The organism is Sporolactobacillus sp. THM19-2, assembly GCF_004153195.1.
Classification (GTDB): Bacteria; Bacillota; Bacilli; order Bacillales; family Sporolactobacillaceae; genus Sporolactobacillus.
Genome location: NZ_SEMC01000009.1, coordinates 1 through 23,522, shown reverse-complemented (window position 1 = coordinate 23,522; position 23,522 = coordinate 1). Strand labels below are relative to the sequence as shown.

Below are 23,522 nucleotides of genomic sequence, written 5' to 3'. Positions count from 1 at the left end.
CTCTTGATTATTCATACTCTGGGGCCTGAGGAAACAGACAGCAGCAGCGCCGCCTATCATTATCTGAAAAAAAGGCAGACAGCCGGAAAGATTGTCCTGCATGACTGTTTCGAAGACATTACGCATCATCTGACCGATTACCGCAGCGATTTTCTGATCATGCCCGCCGCCTACAAATCCTTTCGTGATCATATCGACTGGGCGGACTTTCATTACAGCCATCTGAGGGGGCTGAGGCTTGTGGCCTGTTTCCGTCATCCGCTGAATCCGCTTGTCCTGGTCCGTCGGAATGGGGCTTCAAACGGGATCGCCTGCACGCATCCGGCAACGACAACTCTGCTCAGGCACTATCTCGGCGACACTGCGTCAGACTGTGAGATCCGGTATGCAGACAGCAAGTACCTGGCTTATCAGATGTACCGCAGAGAAAAAGCCCGCTATGTGATCACCAGCCTCCGGATTGTCCGGCTGGATCCGGATGAAAGCATTGAACAGACCTGGACGCCGGATATGGTCTGGTGTGTCTATGAAATCCTTTAAGGACAGACGCGCGGACCGGGTGTGCGGGTGCCGCCGGAGCCCGGGTTTTTCTGAACCTTTATTTCGCAAAATTTTATACTTTCTTTACGTGCAGGCCCTGTGAAACGGATCTGTTGTTTTTCGCGCCGGGTGCCGCTTTCCGCGTTCGCCCCGTGCGTTTCGCAGCGGGTTCCCCACCGGGCGCGCTGATTCCGCAGGAGTCTCGTGTCCCTCACTTAACCAGTAAAAGGGTAATATCAACAGGCCATGTTCACCTGGCCTGAATTATAGAAATCGGAGGTGACCAGTTTTGAAAATATTACGAACAAACATCCGAAGTGGTCTGCATGGCAAGCTCCGTGTACCCGGTGATAAAAGTATCTCTCACCGCAGCATCATATTCGGCGCCATCAGCAGCGGGGAAACGGAAGTCACCCACTTTCTGCCTTCTGATGACTGCCTGTCCACGATTCGTGCTTTTCAGGCGATGGGCGTCCCTGTTGAACACACCCGGGACCGGGTGCTCATCCACGGCGTCACCCTGAACGGGCTCCAGGCGCCCCGGCGTCCACTTAATATGGGTAATTCCGGAACGACCACCCGGCTGCTGCTTGGATTGTTAAGCGGACAGCCTTTTTCTGCACAGTTAACCGGCGATCAGTCACTCAGCAGGCGGCCCATGCGGCGGGTCACCGATCCCCTGTCGGAGGCGGGCGCCCGGTTTGATCTGACAGAGGGCGGGACATTACCCATTACAGTACATGGAAACCCGAATCTCCGCCCGGTCCGCTACCCTCTCCCGGTTGCCAGTGCTCAGGTGAAAAGTGCACTGATCCTGGCCGCACTCCAGGCCGATGGAAAATCGACGATCATAGAAAAGCAGCAGACCCGGGATCATACCGAACGGATGCTGAAAGCCTTCGGGGGTGACATAGAGCAGAGCGGCCTGACGATTACCGTAACCGGAAAACCCCATCTCACCGGGCGGAAACTGACCGTCCCCGGCGATATCTCATCGGCAGCCTTTTTCATCGCTGCCGCCCTTCTGGTTCCCGGCAGCCTGATCACATTAAAACAGGTCGGCATCAACCCGACACGCAGCGGTTTTCTCGATGTTCTGAAACGCATGGGCGCCGACATTCAGGTGAAGCGTCCCGTACATCAGACCGAGGCATTTGCTGACCTTACGGCGCGCTGCTCAGAACTGAGGGCGATCCGGCTGTCACGCCCGGATATCCCCGGCGTCATCGACGAATTACCGCTGATTGCCCTCCTCGCCACTCAGGCTCAGGGGGTGACCGAAATAACGGGAGCTGAGGAACTCCGGGTGAAGGAAACCGACCGGATCACCGTGGTTACCGAAGAGCTGAATCAACTCGGTGCACGAATCACTGAATTACCTGACGGCATGCTGATCCACGGACCGACTCCGCTGCATCTTCCGGAAGATCAGAAGGTCGATTCGCATGGTGATCACCGGATCGGGATGATGCTTGCCGTGGCCGCTTTAACCCTTAAAGGGGAACTGAAACTGCTGAATGATTCGGCCATTTCTATTTCTTATCCCGGCTTTTTCTCCGATCTGGATCAGCTCATAGCGAAAGGTTCTGTCCGCCTGTGAATACCATTGTTATCGACGGCCTGGGGCTGATTGGCGGATCCATCGCACTTGCCATCCGGAAAAAGTGGCCGGAAAAACGGATTCTTGCAGTGGACGTGAATGCCGGTTCACTGGCTCTGGCAGAAGAAAGGGGCATTATTCATGAGGGTTTTGATCGTCTCGAAGATGCCGCACCGCTGGCCGATGTGATCATTCTTGCAACACCTGTCGCAACCATTATCCGCCATCTGATCCGGCTTTCCAGTCTGGAACTGAAGCCTGGCGTGCTCGTCACCGATGTCGGCAGTACCAAGAAAAAGATCATAGAACAGGCAAGGCATCTGATGAAAAAAGGGATCCTGTTCATCGGCGGACACCCGATGGCCGGATCCCATAAGACAACCCTGCACGCCGCGCGGGCAGATCTGTTTCAAAGCGCCTATTACTTTCTGATTTCGGATACCTTTGTGGATGAGCGTTACCACCTGGCCGTGAAGGATCTGAAGGATTTACTTTCCGGACTTGACGTCAAATGGCAGACGGTCACCGGCGAACTGCATGATCAGATGATGGGGCAGATCAGTCACCTGCCGCATATCATTGCCTCCGGACTGGTTAATATGTCTCAGGATCAGTTCAGCCACTCACCACTTTCACTGCGTGTCGCGGCCGGCGGATTCCGCAGCATGACCCGCATCGCTTCATCCGATCCCGATATGTGGACAGACATTCTTTTGAGCAACCGTGAAGTACTGTCCGGACTCCTTGATCAGTTCATCAGCCGGATGAAGTGGGTTAAGCGGGCTGTTACTGATGCTGATCATGATGTGATTCGCAATTATTTTAATCAGGCCAAGCTGACCCGGGACAATCTCCAAGCCCACACTGGAAAAGCAGCCCCGAACTTTTACGATCTGTTGATCAATATCCCTGATCAGGTGGGTGCCATCGCTAAAGTCACTCGGATTCTGGCAGAGGCCCAGATTAATCTGGTTAATCTGCATATTCTGGAAATCAGAGAAGAAATTGACGGAATTCTGCAATTAACCTTTGCCAGCCGGAAAGATCTGGAACAGGCCGCAAGCGAACTGTCCCGGCACGGACTGAAACGAGTAGAAGGTGATGTCAGTTGACCCGTATGGTGCTTATTGGATTTATGGGAAGCGGCAAGACCACGGTCGGGCAATTGCTTGCCGCAGCCCTGAACTGTCCGCATATTGATCTGGACCAGTCGATTGTTGCGTCAACCGGCAAGTCAATCAGCCAGATTTTTGCCGAACAGGGGGAAGCCTGTTTTCGCCGACTGGAGTCGGACAGGCTGGCAGCCGCTCTGACTCAGGAAGGTATTCTGTCGACCGGTGGCGGCACCCCGGTGAGCTTAATCAACCGGCAGCGCCTGATCCGATCTGACGCGCTGGTCATCTTTTTAAAAACTTCGCCGGAGGGCATCCTGAAGCGTCTTCAGGGGGACACTGACCGCCCGCTGCTCAAAAACATGAACAGGACCCGGTTCATCACTCTTTTTCAGGAGCGGGAGGGCTACTATCACGAGACCGCAGACATCGAAATCGTCACAGATGACAAAACGCCAGAGAAGATCGTCAGGGAGATCATCGAGACGGCGGCGTCTCGATGAAAACAGGATCACAGAAATGCCGGTTCCTCGCTACTCAGGCACAGGGAACCGGCTTTCTCATACTTTGTCCTTTTTTCCGGAGGCTTCAGCTTCAGGCCATCACCTTCTGAAAAAATTCATCATACAGCGCCTGGACGGCTTTTTTTTCAACCGCCTGTTTGACGCCAAACATCATGCTGACTTCCGACGAACCCTGGTTGATCATTTCGATATTGACGTGTGCCTCAGCGAGGGCCCGCGAGGCTCTGGCTGCCGTACCGATTGCCCGGCGCATCCCTTCTCCTACAATCATGATCAGAGCCAGATCATGCTCCACCTTGATCTGGTCGACATGCAGATCGTCCATAATCCTTTCAACAATCTTTCGTTCAATTTCGCCGTTCATCTGATTCTGTCTCAGAATAATGGTGATATCATCAATGCCTGATGGAATGTGTTCGAAAGAGATGCCGAAATGTTCGAGGATGATCAGGATTTTGCGAACAAAACCGATTTCCTTATTCATCAGATATTTGCTGACATAAATGCTGCAAAATCCTTCGTCACTCGCAATTCCGGCTACCGGGCCATGTTTGTGTTCCCTCTTATTTACAATCCGGGTGCCCGGTGCATCGGGATTATTCGTATTCTTCACGTTCACAGGTATCCCGGCACGAAACGCCGGAATCAGCGCTTCATCGTGAAAGACAGAGAAACCGCCATAAGACAGTTCTCTCATTTCACGATATGTAATTTCACGTATTTCTTTTGGATGGCGGACAAAATGCGGATTGACGGCACAAACCGCATCCACATCGGTGAAATTTTCATAGATCTCCGCTTGCACACCATTTGCCAGAATGGACCCTGTAATATCTGAACCACTGCGGGAGAAGGTGACGACGTCGCCCGATTCGCTGTAACCGAAAAAGCCCGGAAAGACGATTATCCCCGGTTTTTCCTTAAGCGCACGCAGCCGTTTATAGGATTCAGGCAGAACACGTGCATTCCCCGGATCATCACTGACGAGAAGTCCTGCTTCTTTCGGTGACATATACTGTGCATCCAGACCTTTGTAACGGAAAAAGGCGGCAACCAGTTTGGCGTTATTATCTTCGCCGCTTGCCTTCATGGCTTCCATAAAGGCCTCCGGGCGGCTTTTATCATGATGAAGCCGCGTCAAGAGGTCATCTTCAATCTTCCGGATAATATCATCCGGAAGATGAAGTTCATCCGCTATACTTTGATAGCGTGCGACAATCGTCTGCAAAAGAGTCTCCGTCTCTCCCCCTTCCAGCGCCGACTTTGCACACCTGATTAATAAATCTGTGACCTTCATATCATCCGCAAAGCGTTTCCCGGGAGCCGAAACCACAACGATTCTCCGTTCAGGATCGGAGACAACAATATGATAAACTTTTTCAACCTGGGCGCCAGTCGCGAGTGAACTGCCGCCAAACTTGACTACCTTCATGCTTCGTTATTCCCACCTGTTCTGTCGCTTGCATTATTTATATTTTCAGACAACCATCCGTTCCATCTGTCAGACAGATCAATAAGGATTGGTTTCTCTAGTGTAGCACAAGCCCGGCTTTTATTCGAGAAAATCAGAGACTTTTCAGTTTTTTTATACGAGCGGCCACGCGGTTCCGGGGCTCGAGCGGCAACATCAGCTCTTTTCCGGCATAGACTGCCGGTCCCTGGAATAAAAATAAGAAAATAACCGTCCGGGGAAGGGAAAAAATAAGATGAGACTTACTCCTTTTATTGATGAACTGCCGGTTCCCTCAGTACTCAAACCGCAATGGAAAAACACACATGGGACCTATTACGAGGTTTCCATGACAGAATTCAGACAATCCCTTCACAGCGAATTGCCCGACACGACCGTCTGGGGTTATCAGGGGAATTATCCGGGTCCAACCATCGAGGTCGAAAGCGGCGAGACGGTATGGATCAAATGGATCAACTCCCTGCCATCAAAGCATCTCCTGCCCATTGATCACACGGTCCATGGCGCCCATCGTGACGTCCCTGACGTCCGAACAGTCGTCCATGTCCACGGTGCCTGTGTGGAATGGGAAAGCGACGGCTATCCGGAAGCCTGGTTTACACGGGGATTTGCGGAAACCGGCCGTTTTTTCAGAAAAGAAATTCATCAGTATGCCAACTGTAATCCCGCCAGTACGCACTGGTATCATGATCACGCTCTGGGGATCACCCGGCTCAACATGTATGCAGGACTTGTCGGATTTTACCTGATTCGCAATTCACGGGAACGCGCCATGAACCTGCCTTCCGGGAAATATGACGTCCCTCTGATGATTCAGGATAAAAAGCTGAATGCGGACGGTTCCCTTTATTATCCCAGACAGCCCGAACAACCGGTAGCCGGTCTGGATGTATCCATTGTCCCTGAATTTTTTGGCGATACCCTTCTGGTCAACGGAAAAGTACACCCCTGTCTCCGCGTTGAACCGCGCAAGTATCGCTTTCGGCTGCTGAATGCCGCCAACAGCCGTTTTTTCAGGCTGAAGCTTGATTCGGGACAGCTGATGTATCAGATCGCAACAGACGACGGTCTGATGAAGCAGCCTGTCGGCGTCACGGAAATCCTGCTGTCACCTGCGGAACGGGCTGACGTCATTATCGATTTTTCTAACCTTCAGGGACAAAAGATCCTGATGACTAATGATGCGCCCGTACCCTTTCCGGACGGGGAACCGGTCGATGAATCGACGGGCAGGGTGATGCAGTTCCAGATTACGCTGCCTCTCTCCCATATTGATACGAGTGTCATCCCTGCGCGTCTGGCGCCCTTCCACAAAATCAGTGAACGGGCCGCTTCACAGGTCCGCCTTCTGACGCTGGACGACGCGACGGACCGGTACGGACGCGAACGTCTGCTGTTAAATCAAAGGGGGTGGGAGGCTCCTGTCACGGAAACACCGAAATTCGGTACGACAGAAATCTGGTCTCTGATTAATACAACAGCTGATTCCCATCCGATTCATCTGCATCTGGTTCATTTTCAGATTCTCGACCGAAGAGACTTTGATGTGGAGGCATTTAAGAAGGAGAAAAAAATCTATTATACAGGTCCGGTCCTCCCTCCGGATCCGCAGGAATGCGGGTGGAAAGATACGATCCGTGCCGATCCCCGGCAGGTCACGCGGATCATTGTGCATTTTTCTACCTTTACCGGACTCTATGTCTGGCACTGTCATATGCTGGAACATGAAGACTATGAAATGATGCGCCCGTATCTGATTCTCAGGTGAGGGCCTGCGTTTTCTGCCGCTTTGTTAATCCCCGTCATCGTTTTTCCGTTTTTTTCTGAGATAGTACATGAGTGAGAAACTGGCCAGGAAGCAAATGAAAAAGACGGTTCCGGTAATCAGGCTGCTGACCGGATGCTGCCGATCTGAAAGAAAAGTAATCAGTCCCATAAGGATCCCGATACCTGCCGGGATAAGCAGGATTGCATAAAAAGGAAGACCTTTTCTCTGCTTTTTATCTGTTTCTTCAACATCAGCAGATACGTTCAATTGTAAAACAAGCAGAAGAATATTTGACAGCAGCATGACAAAATTTAACGGCGATGCAAAAGCCGCATCAGGTCCGCTGGAAACAGCTGTATAGATGATAATGGCAAGAATGCCCAGCGTCTGCGTGGCGAAGGCGATCCGAATATTTTTTAAAGTGACAAGTATCAGTCGTTCATCTTTGATTCTTTTCATCGTTTTCCTCCTTCGCAATCCAGAAAAGCTCATTAAGTGATTTTCCAAGAGCATAACAAATCTCAAGGCATAATTTTAACGTCGGGTTATATTTCCCTTTTTCAATCAAACTGATCGTCTGCCGCGTCACTCCGGTCTTCTCAGCCAGCTGCAGCTGAGTCATCCCGGATCGGACCCGGGCGGTTTTTACATGATTTTTCAATACACTGGATCACCTCATGTCCCGATTGTAACATATACATTACATATTATGCAATATATATATTACATTTCCCTGAAATAAAACCGGATTGAAAGGTGATTATTTTTCAATCCGGTTGGATCATCCGTACATTTGTTTGACTTTATAAAACTGGCTCTGGCATCACTTTAGTGGCGAGATCAGCGTGGCAGTTTGTCGTGATCCACGTAACGCTCGCCCTTCAGCTCGCTGATCAGGTTAATCGCCGTTTTTGCTCCATCGCCGCTCGTCACAATCGTGTGGACACTGACACCGGCCGCCACACCGGCCGCCCAGATGCCGTCTATGCTTGTGTGGCCATATTCATCCACATTGATCACGGTTTTCACGTATTTTTCGCGGCCGTCTTTTGTCTTCAGCCCAATGGCCTGTGCCAGTTTCGTATTCGATCCGGTTGCCAGAATCACCTGTCCGGCCGAATAAGTCGTGCCGTCTTCCGTTTGAATCTCAAAAGTCCCGTCTTTTTTCTCAATATTTGTTGCCTGAGCTTTTACAAACTCGGTACCGGCCAGCGCTGCCTGCTTCCTTCCGGTTTCGACCAGATTCGCTCCGCTGGTCTCCTCAATACCGTAATGGTTTTTCAGAAGCGCACGCCGCGTTAATCCCTTTTCATTATCAAGAAGCAGTGTTTTCAGATCCGCCCTGCCTGTAAAGATGGCTGCACTCTGTCCGGCAGGTCCGCCACCAATGATCGCAACATCATACATATTAAATCCCTCCATCTTGGAAATTATCCTGTTTCCCCTTTTATCATAACTATTTTCACAGGTGAACGCTCGGATCATGCTTATAGCAGAGAGACTGACATCTTTTCGGACAGATAGGCAGGAAGATGGGATTATGCTAAAATGACTGGAAGATGACGGGAATCATTTGCTGGTCCTGCCGTCATTCTTTAATAAGGAGCTTTCCCTGTGAAAAAGATCATCCTCCCTGCCCTTTTTGGACTCATTTTCATCGCTCTGATCCTTACTGTCTTTTATTACCAGAATCAGGGACCCGCCGCCCGGCTGCAGCTGAATCATCCAGGAAAGATGCAGACAGCACCTGAAACAAAGGCTGATGCTTTATGGCCGGTGAATCATGATACGGTCAGCTATACCTTGCAAAATCACGCGATTCACATCACGTTCAATAAAGGCCATAATTGGATAAAGGTCCCAGTAGAAACAGATGCATTATTTGGCGGAGAATACAATGGAAACAGAGAGGAACTGATTGAAGGCAGCTACATTCTTACACAAAACCGGGCAGGATTTTTAACTTTTGATGAAGCTGACGGGGAAAACACAAAAGTGGTCTTTACCTGGACCCCCGATCAGGGAAAAACATGGAGAAAGTCCGTTGTCACAGGATATTTTCCCTCTTTACGTTTCAGAAAGGTCGCTTTTATCAATGCTCAGTCCGGCTATGTCATTTTATCCGGAGATCGAACCATGTCTCAGGAAGTCTCACGTGTCTATCTGACTCACAATGGCGGTCAAAGCTGGAAAAACGTATCAGATCCGGGGGTCACACGATTAATTTCGGATGGTGGATTTGTTAATGCGTCCACCGGGTTTCTGTCTTACGGAACGATTAACCCTGAGAAACCGGATCTCTATGTCACCCGTGACGGAGGAAAGTCCTGGGAGAAGGCGAGTATCCATATACCGGAAAAATATCAGAAGATCTTTGTTACAGCGGAGGTCCCAAAGATTGAGGGAGACCACTTATCTGTTCTCGTCAGCCAGGGGCCAAACGGTGACTATCAGGGCGGCAAATTAAAAGGGAAGTTTATTTCAAAAGATAACGGCCGAACATGGACATTCTCAATGGAGGTACAGCAGGATGAAACAGAGCATGAATAGATGGGCAGCGATCACTGGCTGGCTTTGCTTCCTTTTCGCCGCCGGCCTTTTCTTCCTGCAAATGGGCTTTTTACTTCTATACAGACGGTTTGGAATGGAATATATAGACAATCGACTTTTCTTCATCGTGAATATACTCTGTGTCTTCTTTTTCGCCCTGTCTATCATATTTTTGCTGAAACGGATGGTGATGATCAAATGGATCATCTCCGGTATTTCCGTTCTTTTTATCATCGTTAACAGCGTTCTGTTTGTTCAAAGCAACCGGGAAATCAAAAACCTCATCAGTCTGTCACCTGACTGGGAACATATGCTGGTCATAAAAGAACGTGTGAAAACGGGCGAGGCCATTTACTATCGCTCCTATTATGGCATACTGGCTCGCCCAAGAGAAAAAATGCCTGATCAGGTCAGTGGGCCTTTAAAAGTGCAGTGGCTGGCAAATGATATCGCAGCGGTGACTTACAGAACGGAGAATCATCAGTTGCAGCAGTTCATTGGGACATATGGGGACCGTGGAGGCGGAACTTCCTATTATTATGTGGGAGCTGAAATTCATGGACGCTGGCGGGCCGGCCATACCGAAGTAGTCAGCAGTACGAAGGGGATTTCTGTCAGCGAAAACCGAGCGACGGAAACCTTTAGCTGGGATGATGTGGAGCAGTTCGGCACACTGGCCGTGGTTTTAAAGCGAAACAATGAAGCGGTCTGGACCCTCTCCCTGAATGAAAATTTTAAGGTGCGGTCGAATGCGGCTGCACCGACGGTTGGAAACATCCGTCTTTTCAAGGCGAGCATGATGAAAAATCAGCCATTGACGTTAAATTATATATCGGAGAAGTAAACAGATATATATTTCATCAATTATGGTCCCACGTATGGAATTGGCAGATCCCCCCACGAACATAACACATGGAAGAGGTGTATCCACTGATCAGCTGAAGAACACCTGCCGGCCGGCAAGCACAGGCTCAGCCAGAGGTTCAGTCATTCCGAACCGTTTTCCTCTTAAGCCTGTCAGAAAGGCACCTCTCCCAATGGCTCGGAGCAGGTGCCTTTTGCTACAAAAATATTATTCTTTCTCTGGTTCTGCATCGATATATGACGTTTTTGATGATTCCTGCATCCGCCAGTAGACGATGAGACTGATAAAGATGCAGAAAGACACGTAAAAGAAGAAAAGGGGTTCGATCCCGATACTTTTAAACCACAGTGCGACGAATTCAGCGGTTCCACCGAACAGAGCTACGGTCAGGCCGTAAGGAAGGCCAACACCCAGCGCACGGATCTCGGTGGGAAACAGCTCTGCTTTAACGATCGCATTTATTGACGTATAGCCTGTGACAATCACCAGGCCAGCTAACATCAAGAAAAACGCGGCAACTGCACTGTGGGACGCACGCATGACAAACATCAGCGGAACCGTCGCAAGCGTACCGCAAATGCCAAAGAAAAACAGAAGCGGTCTGCGGCCAATGTGATCGGATAATAATCCGGCGAGTGGCTGCAGGATCAGAAAAATCAGCAGGGCGACGAAATTAATCACACTGACGACTTCTTTATCCAGTCCGACCGAGTTAATCATGAATTTCTGAATATACGTGGTATAAGTATAGAATGCTACGGTACCCCCGAGTGTCAGACCAACGACGGTCAGAACGGCACGTGGATATTTCAACAGCGCCTTCAGGGTCCCGGCATGCTTCTTCGTTTTTCCGGACATGTTTTTGAACTGTTCGGATTCATCCATAGTCAGCCGCAGCCAGAGTACAGCGAGTGCGCCAAGTGCGCCGATCACAAACGGGATGCGCCAGCCCCACACATTCAGCTGTTCCTCATTGAGGTTCAGCTGAAGAACAATCTGAACGCCGAGGGCAACCAGCTGACCGCCGACCAGCGTCACATATTGAAAACTGGAATAGAATCCACGGCGTCCCTTGCTTGCCATTTCGGAAAGATACGTTGCTGATGTCCCGTATTCTCCGCCAAGCGACAGCCCCTGAAAAAGGCGGGCCAGAACAAGAATGATCGGGGCAAAAATGCCAATCGTCTGATATCCCGGCGTTGCAGCGATAATCAGAGAGCCGCTCGCCATGATCGAAATCGAGAGTGTCAGAGCCGCCCGCCGGCCATGCCGATCCGCGTAGCGTCCCATAATCAGACTGCCGATTGGCCGCATCAGGAAACCGATAGCGAATATCGCAGCCGTGTTCAGCAACCGAGAAGTCGGGTCTTCTGACGGAAAAAAGTCTGTTGAAAAATAAACGGCAAAGGCTGCATAAACGTACCAGTCATACCATTCAATCATGTTTCCAAGGGAACCTTTAAGAATGTTAGAGGCAATATGGCGCGACTTTGCGCGCTCTTCAGATGTTCTTTCAGTCATGTTGAACCTCTCCTTTGCATGAAAAAAGCTTGCCGGCCGGCCCATTGCAGACGCTGCCGAATTGTTTTTCTTTTTTCGTAAAATTTTCACTTTCCAAAATATAAGTCAGACCGGATCCGGCCGCTTTGTTTCTCGAGAAATATTCATTCAGTCAGTCTGTTCAGCCAATAAATTTATTTTCATCCGTGGTCATGATCGCCCGCTCATCGATACGCTCTGATCCGGAAATAATTCCTTTTTGTTATTATTACAATAACATAAAGATCATAATATAGCAGTATTATTTATCAATTGATGAAATATTTTTTATTATTTTATGTTTTAACTGTAAACTAATTTCTTTTCTCTGTACAACCATTTCCTTCTGGCAATAACCGGGAACTGCCCTCACATTTAAACGAGCGCGTAACAGTTAAATAAATGTTTGATTGACTGAACAGATCCTGAACGAGCCGTTAATTTTACAGCCGTGTGCATATGATCCGTCATATTTTTTTTCAATGAATAGACTGGATCATAACGGAGGAATTTGTGATGGACCAGCAGATGACGGAAGCGGGCTACCTGGGGATTAATGCATTGGGTACTATTGTTGCCGCAATTGGCGCAACACCGGGCCACGCCATTATTCCCGATCAATGGAAAAATGATTTCAGTATCATCGGAAACGCCCTGCAGGCAGCAGGCAACACGGGGGAAGTCGGGTTCAGTACAGGTCTGGACGCAGTCGGAGACGGGACGCAGGCATTGGGCAACAGTCTGGTCATCCATGGATTGATCACTCAGAAGGACGGCCTTCGCACCATCATGATCGGTAACTGGCTGCAGGCCCTCGGCGGCACGCTTACGCTGCAGGCGCCTCTTGTTGATGAAGAGCGGGATTGGGCGACTATCCTTTCGATTATCGGTAATCTTCTGCAAATCGCCGGCAATTCGCTGCAGGCGGCTTCGGTTGCTCTTCAAAGAACGGGCAAAACAAACGCCGATCAGATCAACCTGGCAGGAGGCTGGGTCCAGGCCCTGGGTGCCTCCCTGTCCTATCTCTCTGCGACCACTTAACTGTTCAAACGTCAAACCCGCCGGTCCTGATCCCTTCCTGCTTCTGTAAAGTCCGCGCCTGTTATATGATGATGGGGATACACGCCTGAGCAGATCTTGAAATTTCGGATCAGTCCGCATTGGGCTCGCGACCCAATTGATCGTTCTGTTACTGTTTTGATCCGGTTCAATCGTTCCGGGGCGTTACTGACCTGACTGATCCCCGGGTTCACAACCGATAAATCCGTAAAAAAACAGATAGACCAGTTCGTCGGTGAGTATTTTCATCGCCACCGGATGTTCTGCCGGAAGGGTTCCGTTTTTCGGATTCTGTGCATACTGCATGTACATGTCGATGTAGACCATCAGAGCCTGATCGGAAATCTGAGGTCGAATCAGTCCGGCTTCTCTCCCGCGCCGGATTAAAGTTCCCCAGAATCTGGCTTTACAGTCCTGATTAGCCTGCATCACTTCTGTACTGCCAAATTCCCCCTGCAAATCTTTTAAAGCAAATTTGTAAAAATCGCTATTCATCTCTTTCACAAAATCATGCTTACTCTGAATCATTTTTCTTACCAGAGTGGTGAAATCGATCGATGTATCGTCAACCAGCTTCTGAAACCGACCATACCCCTCTACGACGATATGCCGCATAACCTGATGACCGAGAGTCATCTTGCTGTCGAAGTACTTGTATAAAGTGACCGGAGACACCCCTGCCTGTTTTGCAATGGCCGTAATACTTGTTTTTGTAAAACCGTTATGCGTAAACAGATCCGTTGCAGCTGCCAGAATCCGCCTGTGGGTCTCAGCATGCCTCTCTTCATTCGTTGCCATCATATCACCTGTTTATAAATGAATTATTATTCACATTCATTTCATTTTATCATATATTTTTTGATTAAATAAGTTTTTTAAACTGAAATATTTAATATTTATATTTCAGCTTTTGTTGATTTTTCTTTCGTATCGTTCTATGATTCAGGATGAAGTCCGTAACGGAAGGAGAGATGGCTGTGACAGCTCCTGTTTTGCAAATCAACCATCTGCAGAAAAAATTTGGCAAGTTCCAGGCACTGAAAGACATCACATTCAATGTCTACCCCGGAGAAGTGTTCGGTTTTATTGGACCGAACGGGGCCGGTAAATCAACCACCATCCGGACCCTGCTGGGGATCATTAAAGCAAGTGGCGGTTCAGCTCAGCTTTTTGGGCAGGATGTCTGGACCAGAAGCGTATCCATTCACAGGCGACTGGCCTACGTTCCCGGTGATGTGTACCTGTGGCCCAATCTGACAGGTGGCGAAATTATCGACCTGTTTCTTAAACTGGGCGGACAAAAGCATTCAGCCCGGACAGACCAGTTGATCAAACGGTTTGGACTGGATCCGGGTAAAAAATCCCGTACCTATTCAAAGGGCAACCGGCAGAAAGTGGCACTCATTGCCGCCTTTTCGTCAAATGCCGATTTTTATATCTTTGATGAACCGACTTCCGGCCTCGACCCGCTAAATGAACAGATCTTTCAAAATTTGGTTATGGAACTGAAAAAAGAGGGAAAATCCGTTCTGCTGTCCAGTCACATTCTCTCTGAAGTAGAGAAGATGTGTGACCGGATCGCGATTATTCGTCAGGGAGAAATCATTGAAACCGGAACACTGGCCGAGATGCGTCACCTGACCCGTACCGTCATCTCTGTAACCACACGGGAAGCGCCGGATGGCCTGGAAAACCAGCCCGGTGTATACAGTGTGAAAGCCGGCAGGCAGCCAAACCAGGTCTCCTTCTCAGTGGCATCCGAAAACACGGAATCAATTATGAATTATCTCGCTTCACGTGGCATCCAGGCGATTCAGAGTAATCCTCCGGCTCTTGAAGATCTGTTCATGCGTTATTATGAACAATCCGATCATACTGCGGATACAAAGGAGTGACGGGAGATGAATCACACGAACTTTGCACGTACCGGGATGCTGACACGATTTGGCCTGCGAAGAGACCGGATGCGCCTTGTTGTCTGGATCATTATTCTCGCCGGGCTGATGGTAACCGCAGCTGCCGAGCTTGATACAGTTTATGGGACTCAGAATGAGATTCAGGCCATTGTCAATACACTGAAAAGCCCGGGAATGGTATCACTCTTTGGGGCGTTTGCTTTAGAAGGGCGCGTCTCAACAGCTCAGGTTTTCGCAAATGAAATGCTTCTTTTTATGGCTCTGGCACAAATCATTATGAACTTTACCCTGGCTGTCCGGGCAACCCGCGCTGAAGAAGACAGCGGTGTCACTGAAATGATCCGGGCCCATGCCGTTGGAAAACTGGCGCCACTGGCGGCTGCCGGGTTCGAGTTACTGCTGGTCAATTCGCTGATCGGCGTTCTCTATGGACTGGGTCTTTCAGCCGGAGACCTGCCGGGAGCAGATCCCAGTGGAAACTGGTTGATGGGTCTGGCGCTGGCCGCGTGCGGTCTGATGTTCGGCATGATGGCACTGGCTGTCGCACAAGTGGCAGATCACGCCGGATCTGCCACTGGAATAGCTTATATGCTGTTTGGAATCACTTTCCTCGTCCGGATGATCACGGATGTGGAAAATCCGGACTATACCTGGTGGTCACCGCTCGGATGGATTGAAAAAACGCTGCCGTACACGGATAACAACTGGATACCGGTGGGGTATATGGCACTCGCGGCAGCAGCTCTGTTTCTGATTGCCCTGTATGCTAATCTGCATCGTGACATGGGTGCCGGTGCGCTTTCTACACGACCCGGACGCCGAACCGCTTCTCCGATTCTTGCCGGACCTGCTACCCTGTTTCTGCGTCTGGTGCGGACGACTGTCATAGCATGGATTCTGGGCGTATTTGCTGTAGGTGCGATGTACGGCTCCATCTTCGGCACCATCGGTGATATTTTAAAAACCAACCCCACCATGCAGCAGGTTTTCGGTAAAGCAGCCGTAAACAGCGCCAACCATACGATTTTACTTAACTTTCTCGGCCTATTGACGATCATTTTCGCCGTACTCGCAGCTATTCCGGCCATTCAAATGATGAACAGGCTGAAAAAAGACGAGTCTAAAGGCTTGCTCGAGGTCATCTATGCCAAACCGGTGTCCCGTACCAGACAATTTTTTACCTGCCTGCTCACAGGCATGGTATCCGGAGCACTTGTGTTTCTGGCCGGTCTCGGAGGAACAGTGGTAACGGGTAACAGTGTGCTTAAGTCCGAAGCCGAACGGATTACGGGATCAGAATTCTGGACGGCCTTCTGGGGCATGCTGCCTGCCATCCTGGTCATGGTGGCGTGTGCTGCTCTTCTGGTTGGCTGGCTTCCGAGACTCACTGGTGTACTATGGCTATATTTGGCCTACGGATTCATTGCCCTGTACCTGGGTAACCTGCTCCAGCTGCCGGACTGGGCCAAACAGCTTGTCCCGTTCGGCTGGCCACCGGAAGTTCCGGTGCATGACGTCAATGGGGCGACGTTTTGGTGGATGATTGCACTATCCATCGTTCTCGTCATCGCCGGTTTAATCGGTTACCGGCATCGGGATCTGAATATGGGATAAGGAACTGATCATACCTGATTTCCGCCTGATTCCCTTCAGGGTGTCAGGCTTTTTTTCGTCCGGCAAAAAGTTCCGGTCATCGTGCCTGTGCGCCCGCTCCCCGCTTTGTGCTACTATAAGATGGATTCCCGTCAATGGAGTGAAAAAAATGGTTGAACATCACATGCACAGCTGGAGTGATTTTTTCAATCACCGTCCGACTGAAGAGATCGCCCGGTCAATCCTCGGGAAACGCCTGATTTATTGCAGCAGTCAGGGATTTCTCAGCGGTTTTATTGTCGAAACAGAAGCTTATCTCGGCGAGAACGATTCAACAGCCCATGCCTATAAAGGCAGACGGACCGCAGCAAATGAGGCGCTGTACGGGCCCGCCGGTATCATCTATATCTTTATGTTGCGCGGCTACCCAATGCTGAATGTCATCACTCAGGATCGGGGCGTGCCACAGGGGATTCTGATCCGCGCCGTTGAACCGGAAAAGGGCATGGATATCATGGAAAAGAATCGCGGTAAAGGCGGCTTCGGCCTGACCAGCGGCCCGGGAAAACTGACGACGGCATACGGCATATGTGATAAGTCGCTCAATTTAAAACCGATGGCCGACTCACCACTGTATATCGAGCTGGAAGGTGGCCGCGCGCCAAAAGAGATTGCCGCCTCTGCCCGTATTGGTGTCAGCCGCAGGGGCGGCAGCACCTTTGATCCCTTTCGCTTTTTCGTTAAGGGAAACCCGTACGTCTCCGGCATGAAAAAAAGCCAGATGGACCTGATCACATACGGATGGCGGACGAAACCCGGAAATCCCCAGTGAACCTTCAATCCGTGAGGGGTCGGACGCACAGGACGCCCTCCTGCCACCAGACAGGATCTCAGGTCACCTTATTCATTCCGACCTTTCCCTGCCTGTTGACCAGAGATAAATCTGCGCTTCTGATCAAGTGGATTTTCCTTAGCTGTCAGTACATCCGGACTCAAACAATAAACAACGGTCCGGCTTCCGAGTTTCGACCGATACTTTTCCACATGGGACGAAGCTAATGGACGGCGAAAATAGCCGGGTACATATTTGTTCAGCATCTGCTGCATGACTTCAGTCCGCTCATGCAAATCGTCAATTGGCTGGACCCGGCCGAACAGCATCACGCTCATGTAAGCTGTACTCGTGTGTGCAGGCACAGGATCCGTCATGATTGCCTGTTCCTCGCAGACTGTAAAACAGGCGGGTGCACCGCCACTCATGATCTTCGCTTTTCTCCCTGCTTCTGCACCATGAAAATAAATTTTTCCCCCGTTCCAGATAAAATTCACAGGAACGACATAAGGCCCGTCGCTGTCGGACAAACCTAGAAAACCGACATGCATCTGCTGCAGAAAGCAATCTATTTTTTTCTGATCGTGGCATGCCAGCATGTGTTTCCGCATCTCCTGCATTGTATTCACCTCACTGTTTTTCGTATATACTCATTATAAAAATCCGTGTACTGATAAGAAGATACAGATTCAATTATTTTTACCAGTACAGACGGGAGATGAAAGCAATGGAAATTTATCCGATTCTCGACGAACACTTGCCGGAGGCGTTATATGTTCAACTCTATAACTATTTTAAACGTGAGATCGAGTCAGCCTCTTTGCCGGCCTGTTCGCGAGTGCCATCGATCCGATTTCTGGCCGACCGATTACATATTAGCTGTACAACCGTCCAAACCGCCTATCAGCAACTACTTGCCGAAGGGTATCTGACAAGCCGGCCACGCAGCGGTTACTATATTGCCGAGCTGGACAGCAGGGCGTTTGCCGCTGCACCATCCACTCATCATCCGGACCATCCGATTGATAAAAAAGCGCAATTTGCCTGCGACTTTTTCATTTCGGCAATCGATACCGCACATTTTCCGCTCATTCAATGGAAGAAATGCGCCGACAGGTGGCTTACCCCGTCCATATTCAACTACGGCGATCCACAGGGTGAGCCGCATCTTCGAGAACTGTTAGCCTCTTATCTGCACCGTTCCCGCGGTGTGAACTGCCGGCCCGAACAAGTTGTGATTGCTGCCGGGACAGAAGGTATTCTGCGTCTGATCTATCAGTTAATTGAATGGAAAAATGGGGTACTGGGCATGGAAGATCCGGGCTATCGCGGTGTCCGGCGATCATTGAGAGATCAAAACATTCACCTGCTCCCCATTCCTCTTGAGAAAGAAGGACTTTCAATCCGTGAATTAGAAAAAACCGCTGCCGACGCTGTCTATATCACACCGTCGCATCAGTTCCCGCTGGGTATGATCATGCCGGTTTCCCGGCGTCTTCAGATATTATCGTGGGCCCATAACAGACACAGCTGGATCATCGAGGATGATTACGATGGTGAATTTCGCTACCGCGGCAAACCGATTCCTTCCATGCAGGGAATGGACCGCTATCAGCGTGTGATTTATATGGGTACATTTTCAAAAGCACTGACCCCGGCGATCAGAGTGGCTTATATGGTCCTGCCCCTCCCGCTTCTCGACCGCTACCATCGTCTGGAGTGGCGGCAAACTGCTTCACGCCTGCATCAGCAAACTTTAGCACAATTTCTAGAATCCGGGCAATGGGAAAAACACATCCGCCGTATGCGGACACACTATCGGAAAAAACAGGAGTTACTGCTGGAGTCGATCAAAAGCATCATGGGAAGACATGTCACGGTCAGCGGTCAGGCTGCCGGACTGCACATTGTGCTCTATGTCAATAGTACGGTTCCCGTCGATAAGCTCGCTGCGATGGCCAGGGCATCCGGAATCAGGGTTCAGAGCACATCCGGCTATCTGATTCAACGCGATAGCATGCAGAAGCTGCCTCTTTTACTTGGATTCGGCGGCCTGTCCACCGAAGAGGCAAAGCAGGGAATAAAGCAACTGAACAAGATATGGTCGCCTTATTATCGATAGATTGGCAGAAAAAAAGAGAAAAAGCCTGTCACTTTTCCTCCCACTTTTTTCAACATTCTGTCAGTCATCGCTTGTCTCGGACTCTGGTCAGCCGTAAACTGTTCAAAGTCACCATTAACGTTGCGCCCACATCCGCTAAAATGGCAATCCACAGCGTCAGCCATCCGGGGAAAACGAGCATGATCGTGGAAAATTTAATTACCAGTGAAAATGAAATATTCTGCTTGATCACCGCCAGTGCTTTGCGACTTAACCTGATCGTATAAGGCAATTTTGTTAAATCATCAGACATCAGAGCAATGTCGGCAGTTTCCAGGGCAGCATCTGTCCCGGCCCCTCCCATCGCAATGCCCAGGGTGGCTTCTGCCAGTGCCGGGGCATCATTTACACCATCACCAACCATTGCGATATTTTGCCGCTTTCTATGAAACGACTTAATGACATTCAGCTTGTCTTCCGGTAATAGTTCTGCCTGTATGTCCGTAACACCGGCTGCTCTTCCTATCGAGCCGGCTGTTTCTTTATTATCTCCTGTCAGCATCACCGTGTGTTCAATCCCGGACCGGTGAAGTGCGCTGATCACCGGTTTTGCTGAATTCCTTAACTGATCCGCCACAGCAAGGACTGCCAGAAGGCTGCCGGCTGTTCCAAAGGCCAGTACCGTCTTCCCCTGTTTCTGAAAGGTATTGATCCGGGCACGGACAGGCGGCTGTATGCCATCGGGGAGAACTTCTTCAAAAAGCTTTGGACTGCCCGCATAATAGGTTTTCTGATTTATTACTGCTTTTGCACCTTTACCTGTTAATGATTGAAAGTCAGTCACGACCTGATCATGGAAATGAAGTCCGCGCGCTTCTGCCTCCCTGCAAACGGCAGTGGCAAGCGGGTGCTGCGAAAGCTTCTCGAGTGCCGCCATTAACGTTAACAGATCCGCTTCATTCCCTTTTATCGCCAGAACATTTGTAACTTCCGGAACCCCCTTTGTTAACGTCCCTGTTTTATCAAATGCAATGACTTTCAGCGAACCGGCCTGTTCCAGATGGATGCCGCCTTTGATAATCACCCCATTCCTGGCGGCGTTTCCAATTGCCGTTACAATGGCTACAGGGGTTGAAATCACTAATGCACAGGGACAACTGACCACGAGCATGGCTAAACCAAGATAGATCCAGTGCCCCCACGACGCGCCTGTAAAAAGTGGCGGAACAAGGGCAATCAGCAAAGCGAAAATAATGACGGCCGGCGTATAATATTTTGCAAAACGGTCAACGAAAGCCTGCGAAGGCGCCTTTTCTGCCTGGGATTCTTCCACTAAATGAATAATTCTGGAAAGTGTGGTGTCTTCGACTTTCTTCGTCACCTCGATTTCCAGTAATCCTTCTTCATTCAGCGTGCCGGCGAAGACTTCATCACCCATGGTTTTGGCTTTCGGAACAGATTCACCTGTAATAGCCGACTGATTGATCGTTGACGTCCCTCTGACGACTCTGCCATCCATCGCCAGCTTCTGTCCGGGCTTCACGATCATGATGTCACCGATTCGAACGTTTTCAACAGGCATCATCAATTCCTGACCATCGCGACGGATCAGTGTTTCTTTTGGCGCCATCTTCAGCAGAGACTGAATCGACTGTCTGGCCTTAACTGCCGAATAACTCTCCAGAGCTTCGCTTATGGCAAAGAGAATAACAACAACGGCGCCCTCCTCAAATTGACCAATCGCTGCTGCCCCAATAATGGCAATCGTCATCAGCGTATTCATATCAAAATCCAGACGGATCAGACTTCTAAGACCATCGATAAACAGGGAATAACCACCTGTGAGGATAGCAGCAAGATAGCCGATTGTGGGAATCAGGCTCTGCTCTCCGATCTGAGTCCCGATGATCCAGCTGACAGCGGACAGAACGGCTGAAAGAAAGACCTTCCTGTTTTCTTTTCGTTTCCAGAAAGGTTCCTGTTCTTCAATTTGTTCCGACTCATTGTACACCCTCAGGTTTTCAAATGCCCCGGCTTTTTCCAGAGCTTTGATTGTTGTATGGCCAATAACCGTAATCTTTGAAGCACCGAAGTTGACCCTGGCTTCAGAAACGCCCTCCAGCCTTCTCACATTTCTTTCGAATTTTAATGCACAGCCCATACAATCAAAGCCCTGTACGCGATAGGACGATACCTCTTGATCAGACATGAACCTTTTCTTCTTTTCCGGGCGAACGGGCCAGGGTGAATAATTGTCTTACGTGCGCATCCTTAAGTGAATAAAACGCCATTTTCCCGTCTTTCCGGCAAGTGACAAGACCCTGCCTCTTTAAAGTACGAAGATGGTGTGAGGCCGTTGCGACAGAAGACCCAATGATGTTGGCAACGTCACAGACACACAGTGCCCTTTCCTGACACAGTGCAAATAAAACCTTAGTCCGGTTTTCATCCGCCATCGCTTTGCATAACTGAACGACGCGGGACAGGTCGTCCCTCTCAGTCTTCAGCTTCCCTTGTATGCGTGTTACCTTTTCTTCGTCATAACAATAAATGTCACATGTATCGTCAGCCAACCCTTCTCATCTCCTCATTCAAATGATTGTTTGATTATATTATAATCTATTTCGTCCATTATTCAAATGAGCATTTGAATATATCCGCGATGAGGCTATCGTTGATTTTATTTTCAGATTCTTTAACCTTCTTTGACGTCATATTTATTTCATGCTAGACTGATAAGTAGACCCATAAATGATCCGTTATTCAGCAGCGTGAGTCACTGACTCTGTCCTCTGTCTCCGGTATTTTCAGATTTTTTAGCACTCCGCGTGTTATTCGGAAGATACACTACCCTTGATATACCTTCTGATTCTCAAAATAATTTATTTATTCATCTCATTTCTGGTTTGAATCATGAATTGATTTTTAAAGGGAGGAGATAACTTATTAGTTTGATAAAAAAATCAGAGAAGTTATCAGACGAAAACAGTAACGATGCCCATATCAGCTTTCGTCGCAACCCTGGTAAGTTTCTGAAAATGATTACGGTCATATCTACATTCGGGGGGCTTGTATTCGGGTATGACACAGGCGTCATTAATGGTGCCCTTCCGTTTATGTCCCGGGAGGATCAGCTGAACTTGAATCCCTTCACTGAAGGGGTTGTCTCCAGCTCTTTACTGCTTGGTGCTGCTTTCGGGGCGGTTTTTAGCGGCAGACTTGCTGATAAAAAAGGACGCCGAAGGATGATTATCTCTCTCGCTGTCCTTTTCCTTGTGTCAACGCTTGGCTGTACTTTAGCACCCACTGCCGGAGTCATGGTCTTCTTTCGATTCCTGCTGGGTCTGGCGGTTGGTGGCGCTTCAGTGACCGTTCCTACCTTTTTAGCGGAAATGGCACCTGTTGGAAAACGCGGCCGCATGGTGACTCAAAACGAATTAATGATCGTGACCGGACAATTACTGGCTTACATTTTCAACGCACTTCTTGCCAACCTGTTCGGTGATGCCTCACATGTATGGAGATATATGCTGGTACTGGCCACTCTCCCGGCTGTCGTTTTATGGATTGGCATGATGTTTGTCCCGGAGAGTCCACGGTGGTATGCAGCTAAAGGAAAATTTGGAAGGGCATTACGTGTTCTTTCTGAAATACGCTTGGAACATCATGTCAAACCCGAACTGAGGTCGATCAAAAAATCCATCCGTGAAGACCGTCAACTCCAAAAAGCGACATTCAAAGACCTCAATACGCCGTGGATCCGGCGAATTGTCTTCATCGGCATCGGACTTGCTGTCATTCAGCAAATCACCGGCGTTAACTCGATTATGTATTATGGAACGCAAATTCTCCGGAATGCAGGATTTAATACGGAAGCTGCCCTGATTGCCAATATTGCAAACGGTGTCGTTTCTGTACTGGCCACTTTATTATTAGCCGAGAACACTCGTGACTTCAGTCATGAGATGAATCGGCGTATCTTTTCAATACTGTAATCACTAAATTGTTAAATGATCTGTTTTGTTCTTTGGCTATTTGTTCCAACTCTTTCT

Annotated in this window: 21 protein-coding genes and 1 pseudogene; 13 read left to right on the top strand and 9 right to left on the bottom strand. The window is 49.4% G+C overall.

Features of this window, described 5'->3' with window-relative positions:
• Positions 1 to 3 precede the first annotated feature (3 nt).
• The 4 genes from EWH91_RS08640 (at position 4) to EWH91_RS08625 (ending at position 3,755) form a co-directional block, all read left to right on the top strand.
• The gene (locus EWH91_RS08640) at positions 4 to 540 is read left to right on the top strand and encodes a hypothetical protein (RefSeq protein WP_129929642.1); all 537 of its coding nucleotides are present in this window, start codon (positions 4 to 6) and stop codon (positions 538 to 540) included.
• Positions 541 to 829: 289 nt separating this feature from the next.
• Positions 830 to 2,140, top strand: coding sequence for a 3-phosphoshikimate 1-carboxyvinyltransferase (aroA, locus tag EWH91_RS08635; protein WP_129929641.1), 1,311 nt, complete (start codon positions 830 to 832; stop codon positions 2,138 to 2,140).
• Positions 2,137 to 3,252 carry a prephenate dehydrogenase gene (locus EWH91_RS08630; RefSeq protein ID WP_129929640.1) on the top strand — a complete coding sequence of 372 codons (1,116 nt, stop codon included), beginning with the start codon at positions 2,137 to 2,139 and terminating at the stop codon, positions 3,250 to 3,252. The genes aroA and EWH91_RS08630 overlap by 4 nt, the downstream gene beginning before the upstream one ends.
• Before the next feature lie 5 nt (positions 3,253 to 3,257).
• The gene (locus tag EWH91_RS08625; RefSeq protein ID WP_240697313.1) at positions 3,258 to 3,755 is read left to right on the top strand and encodes a shikimate kinase; all 498 of its coding nucleotides are present in this window, start codon (positions 3,258 to 3,260) and stop codon (positions 3,753 to 3,755) included.
• Positions 3,756 to 3,846: 91 nt separating this feature from the next.
• On the opposite strand, the gene EWH91_RS08620 is transcribed toward EWH91_RS08625, so the two are convergent.
• Positions 3,847 to 5,208, bottom strand: coding sequence for an aspartate kinase (locus tag EWH91_RS08620; RefSeq protein WP_129929638.1), 1,362 nt, complete (start codon positions 5,206 to 5,208; stop codon positions 3,847 to 3,849).
• 274 nt (positions 5,209 to 5,482) lie between these two features.
• On the opposite strand from EWH91_RS08620, the gene EWH91_RS08615 reads away from it, so the two are divergent.
• Positions 5,483 to 7,015, top strand: a complete 1,533-nt coding sequence (locus tag EWH91_RS08615; RefSeq protein WP_129929637.1) for a multicopper oxidase family protein — start codon at positions 5,483 to 5,485, stop codon at positions 7,013 to 7,015.
• 24 nt (positions 7,016 to 7,039) lie between these two features.
• Here EWH91_RS08615 and EWH91_RS08610 read toward each other — a convergent pair whose 3' ends face one another.
• The 3 genes from EWH91_RS08610 to EWH91_RS08600 all read right to left on the bottom strand — a co-directional run bounded on the left by EWH91_RS08610 (position 7,040) and on the right by EWH91_RS08600 (position 8,422).
• The gene (locus tag EWH91_RS08610; RefSeq protein WP_129929636.1) at positions 7,040 to 7,474 is read right to left on the bottom strand and encodes a branched-chain amino acid ABC transporter substrate-binding protein; all 435 of its coding nucleotides are present in this window, start codon (positions 7,472 to 7,474) and stop codon (positions 7,040 to 7,042) included.
• On the bottom strand, positions 7,455 to 7,676 hold the full coding sequence (locus EWH91_RS08605) for a helix-turn-helix transcriptional regulator (RefSeq protein WP_129929635.1): 222 nt from the start codon (positions 7,674 to 7,676) through the stop codon (positions 7,455 to 7,457). Before EWH91_RS08605 ends, EWH91_RS08610 begins: the two co-directional genes overlap by 20 nt.
• Positions 7,677 to 7,855: 179 nt before the next feature.
• Complete coding sequence (locus EWH91_RS08600; RefSeq protein ID WP_129929634.1) at positions 7,856 to 8,422, bottom strand: NAD(P)/FAD-dependent oxidoreductase; 567 nt, start codon at positions 8,420 to 8,422, stop codon at positions 7,856 to 7,858.
• Between the two features lie 207 nt (positions 8,423 to 8,629).
• Here EWH91_RS08600 and EWH91_RS08595 point away from each other — a divergent pair, with 207 nt between their 5' ends.
• Positions 8,630 to 9,565 carry a WD40/YVTN/BNR-like repeat-containing protein gene (locus tag EWH91_RS08595; protein WP_240697309.1) on the top strand — a complete coding sequence of 312 codons (936 nt, stop codon included), beginning with the start codon at positions 8,630 to 8,632 and terminating at the stop codon, positions 9,563 to 9,565.
• Positions 9,558 to 10,409: a hypothetical protein gene (locus tag EWH91_RS08590; RefSeq protein WP_240697308.1), complete on the top strand. Its 852-nt coding sequence runs from the start codon at positions 9,558 to 9,560 to the stop codon at positions 10,407 to 10,409. The genes EWH91_RS08595 and EWH91_RS08590 overlap by 8 nt, the downstream gene beginning before the upstream one ends.
• 228 nt (positions 10,410 to 10,637) lie before the next feature.
• Here the strand turns inward: EWH91_RS08590 and EWH91_RS08585 are convergent, their stop codons facing one another.
• A complete protein-coding gene (locus EWH91_RS08585; RefSeq protein ID WP_129929632.1) occupies positions 10,638 to 11,951 on the bottom strand; it encodes an MFS transporter in 1,314 nt (437 codons plus the stop codon).
• A gap of 534 nt (positions 11,952 to 12,485) precedes the next feature.
• Between EWH91_RS08585 and EWH91_RS08580 the strand changes: the two genes are divergently transcribed.
• Positions 12,486 to 13,010: a DUF6944 family repetitive protein gene (locus tag EWH91_RS08580; RefSeq protein ID WP_129929631.1), complete on the top strand. Its 525-nt coding sequence runs from the start codon at positions 12,486 to 12,488 to the stop codon at positions 13,008 to 13,010.
• Between the two features lie 183 nt (positions 13,011 to 13,193).
• Here the strand turns inward: EWH91_RS08580 and EWH91_RS08575 are convergent, their stop codons facing one another.
• A complete protein-coding gene (locus tag EWH91_RS08575; protein ID WP_165364282.1) occupies positions 13,194 to 13,826 on the bottom strand; it encodes a TetR/AcrR family transcriptional regulator in 633 nt (210 codons plus the stop codon).
• A gap of 179 nt (positions 13,827 to 14,005) precedes the next feature.
• Between EWH91_RS08575 and EWH91_RS08570 the strand changes: the two genes are divergently transcribed.
• The 3 genes from EWH91_RS08570 to EWH91_RS08560 all read left to right on the top strand — a co-directional run bounded on the left by EWH91_RS08570 (position 14,006) and on the right by EWH91_RS08560 (position 17,369).
• Positions 14,006 to 14,923: an ABC transporter ATP-binding protein gene (locus tag EWH91_RS08570; RefSeq protein ID WP_240697307.1), complete on the top strand. Its 918-nt coding sequence runs from the start codon at positions 14,006 to 14,008 to the stop codon at positions 14,921 to 14,923.
• 6 nt (positions 14,924 to 14,929) lie between these two features.
• Positions 14,930 to 16,558 (top strand): ABC transporter permease, encoded by a 1,629-nt coding sequence (locus EWH91_RS08565; protein WP_129929628.1) that lies wholly within the window; start codon positions 14,930 to 14,932, stop codon positions 16,556 to 16,558.
• Positions 16,559 to 16,706: 148 nt separating this feature from the next.
• Positions 16,707 to 17,369: a DNA-3-methyladenine glycosylase gene (locus tag EWH91_RS08560; RefSeq protein ID WP_206184313.1), complete on the top strand. Its 663-nt coding sequence runs from the start codon at positions 16,707 to 16,709 to the stop codon at positions 17,367 to 17,369.
• Between the two features lie 68 nt (positions 17,370 to 17,437).
• Here the strand turns inward: EWH91_RS08560 and EWH91_RS08555 are convergent, their stop codons facing one another.
• Positions 17,438 to 17,989: a pyridoxamine 5'-phosphate oxidase family protein gene (locus tag EWH91_RS08555; RefSeq protein WP_129929627.1), complete on the bottom strand. Its 552-nt coding sequence runs from the start codon at positions 17,987 to 17,989 to the stop codon at positions 17,438 to 17,440.
• A 107-nt stretch (positions 17,990 to 18,096) separates the two neighbouring features.
• On the opposite strand from EWH91_RS08555, the gene pdxR reads away from it, so the two are divergent.
• On the top strand, positions 18,097 to 19,491 hold the full coding sequence (gene pdxR / locus EWH91_RS08550; protein ID WP_129929626.1) for a MocR-like pyridoxine biosynthesis transcription factor PdxR: 1,395 nt from the start codon (positions 18,097 to 18,099) through the stop codon (positions 19,489 to 19,491).
• Positions 19,492 to 19,555: 64 nt separating this feature from the next.
• On the opposite strand, the gene EWH91_RS08545 is transcribed toward pdxR, so the two are convergent.
• Positions 19,556 to 21,679: a heavy metal translocating P-type ATPase gene (locus tag EWH91_RS08545; protein WP_129929625.1), complete on the bottom strand. Its 2,124-nt coding sequence runs from the start codon at positions 21,677 to 21,679 to the stop codon at positions 19,556 to 19,558.
• Positions 21,672 to 22,043, bottom strand: coding sequence for an ArsR/SmtB family transcription factor (locus EWH91_RS08540; RefSeq protein ID WP_129929624.1), 372 nt, complete (start codon positions 22,041 to 22,043; stop codon positions 21,672 to 21,674). Before EWH91_RS08540 ends, EWH91_RS08545 begins: the two co-directional genes overlap by 8 nt.
• A 465-nt stretch (positions 22,044 to 22,508) precedes the next feature.
• Here EWH91_RS08540 and EWH91_RS08535 point away from each other — a divergent pair.
• Positions 22,509 to 23,402: pseudogene (locus tag EWH91_RS08535) on the top strand (sugar porter family MFS transporter); the annotation flags it as partial.
• Positions 23,403 to 23,522: the final 120 nt, after the last annotated feature.

What these genes read in the sequence shown, in the direction of transcription:
- EWH91_RS08590 (WP_240697308.1), top strand. Translation starts at nt 9,558, where the DNA reads ATGAATAGATGGGCAGCGATCACTGGCTGGCTTTGCTTCCTTTTCGCC.
- EWH91_RS08620 (WP_129929638.1), bottom strand. Translation starts at nt 5,208, where the DNA reads ATGAAGGTAGTCAAGTTTGGCGGCAGTTCACTCGCGACTGGCGCCCAG.
- EWH91_RS08575 (WP_165364282.1), bottom strand. Translation starts at nt 13,826, where the DNA reads ATGGCAACGAATGAAGAGAGGCATGCTGAGACCCACAGGCGGATTCTG.
- EWH91_RS08545 (WP_129929625.1), bottom strand. Translation starts at nt 21,679, where the DNA reads ATGTCTGATCAAGAGGTATCGTCCTATCGCGTACAGGGCTTTGATTGT.
- EWH91_RS08580 (WP_129929631.1), top strand. Translation starts at nt 12,486, where the DNA reads ATGGACCAGCAGATGACGGAAGCGGGCTACCTGGGGATTAATGCATTG.
- EWH91_RS08565 (WP_129929628.1), top strand. Translation starts at nt 14,930, where the DNA reads ATGAATCACACGAACTTTGCACGTACCGGGATGCTGACACGATTTGGC.
- EWH91_RS08625 (WP_240697313.1), top strand. Translation starts at nt 3,258, where the DNA reads ATGGTGCTTATTGGATTTATGGGAAGCGGCAAGACCACGGTCGGGCAA.
- EWH91_RS08585 (WP_129929632.1), bottom strand. Translation starts at nt 11,951, where the DNA reads ATGACTGAAAGAACATCTGAAGAGCGCGCAAAGTCGCGCCATATTGCC.
- EWH91_RS08560 (WP_206184313.1), top strand. Translation starts at nt 16,707, where the DNA reads ATGGTTGAACATCACATGCACAGCTGGAGTGATTTTTTCAATCACCGT.
- pdxR (WP_129929626.1), top strand. Translation starts at nt 18,097, where the DNA reads ATGGAAATTTATCCGATTCTCGACGAACACTTGCCGGAGGCGTTATAT.
- EWH91_RS08555 (WP_129929627.1), bottom strand. Translation starts at nt 17,989, where the DNA reads ATGCAGGAGATGCGGAAACACATGCTGGCATGCCACGATCAGAAAAAA.
- EWH91_RS08600 (WP_129929634.1), bottom strand. Translation starts at nt 8,422, where the DNA reads ATGTATGATGTTGCGATCATTGGTGGCGGACCTGCCGGACAGAGTGCA.
- EWH91_RS08615 (WP_129929637.1), top strand. Translation starts at nt 5,483, where the DNA reads ATGAGACTTACTCCTTTTATTGATGAACTGCCGGTTCCCTCAGTACTC.
- EWH91_RS08610 (WP_129929636.1), bottom strand. Translation starts at nt 7,474, where the DNA reads ATGAAAAGAATCAAAGATGAACGACTGATACTTGTCACTTTAAAAAAT.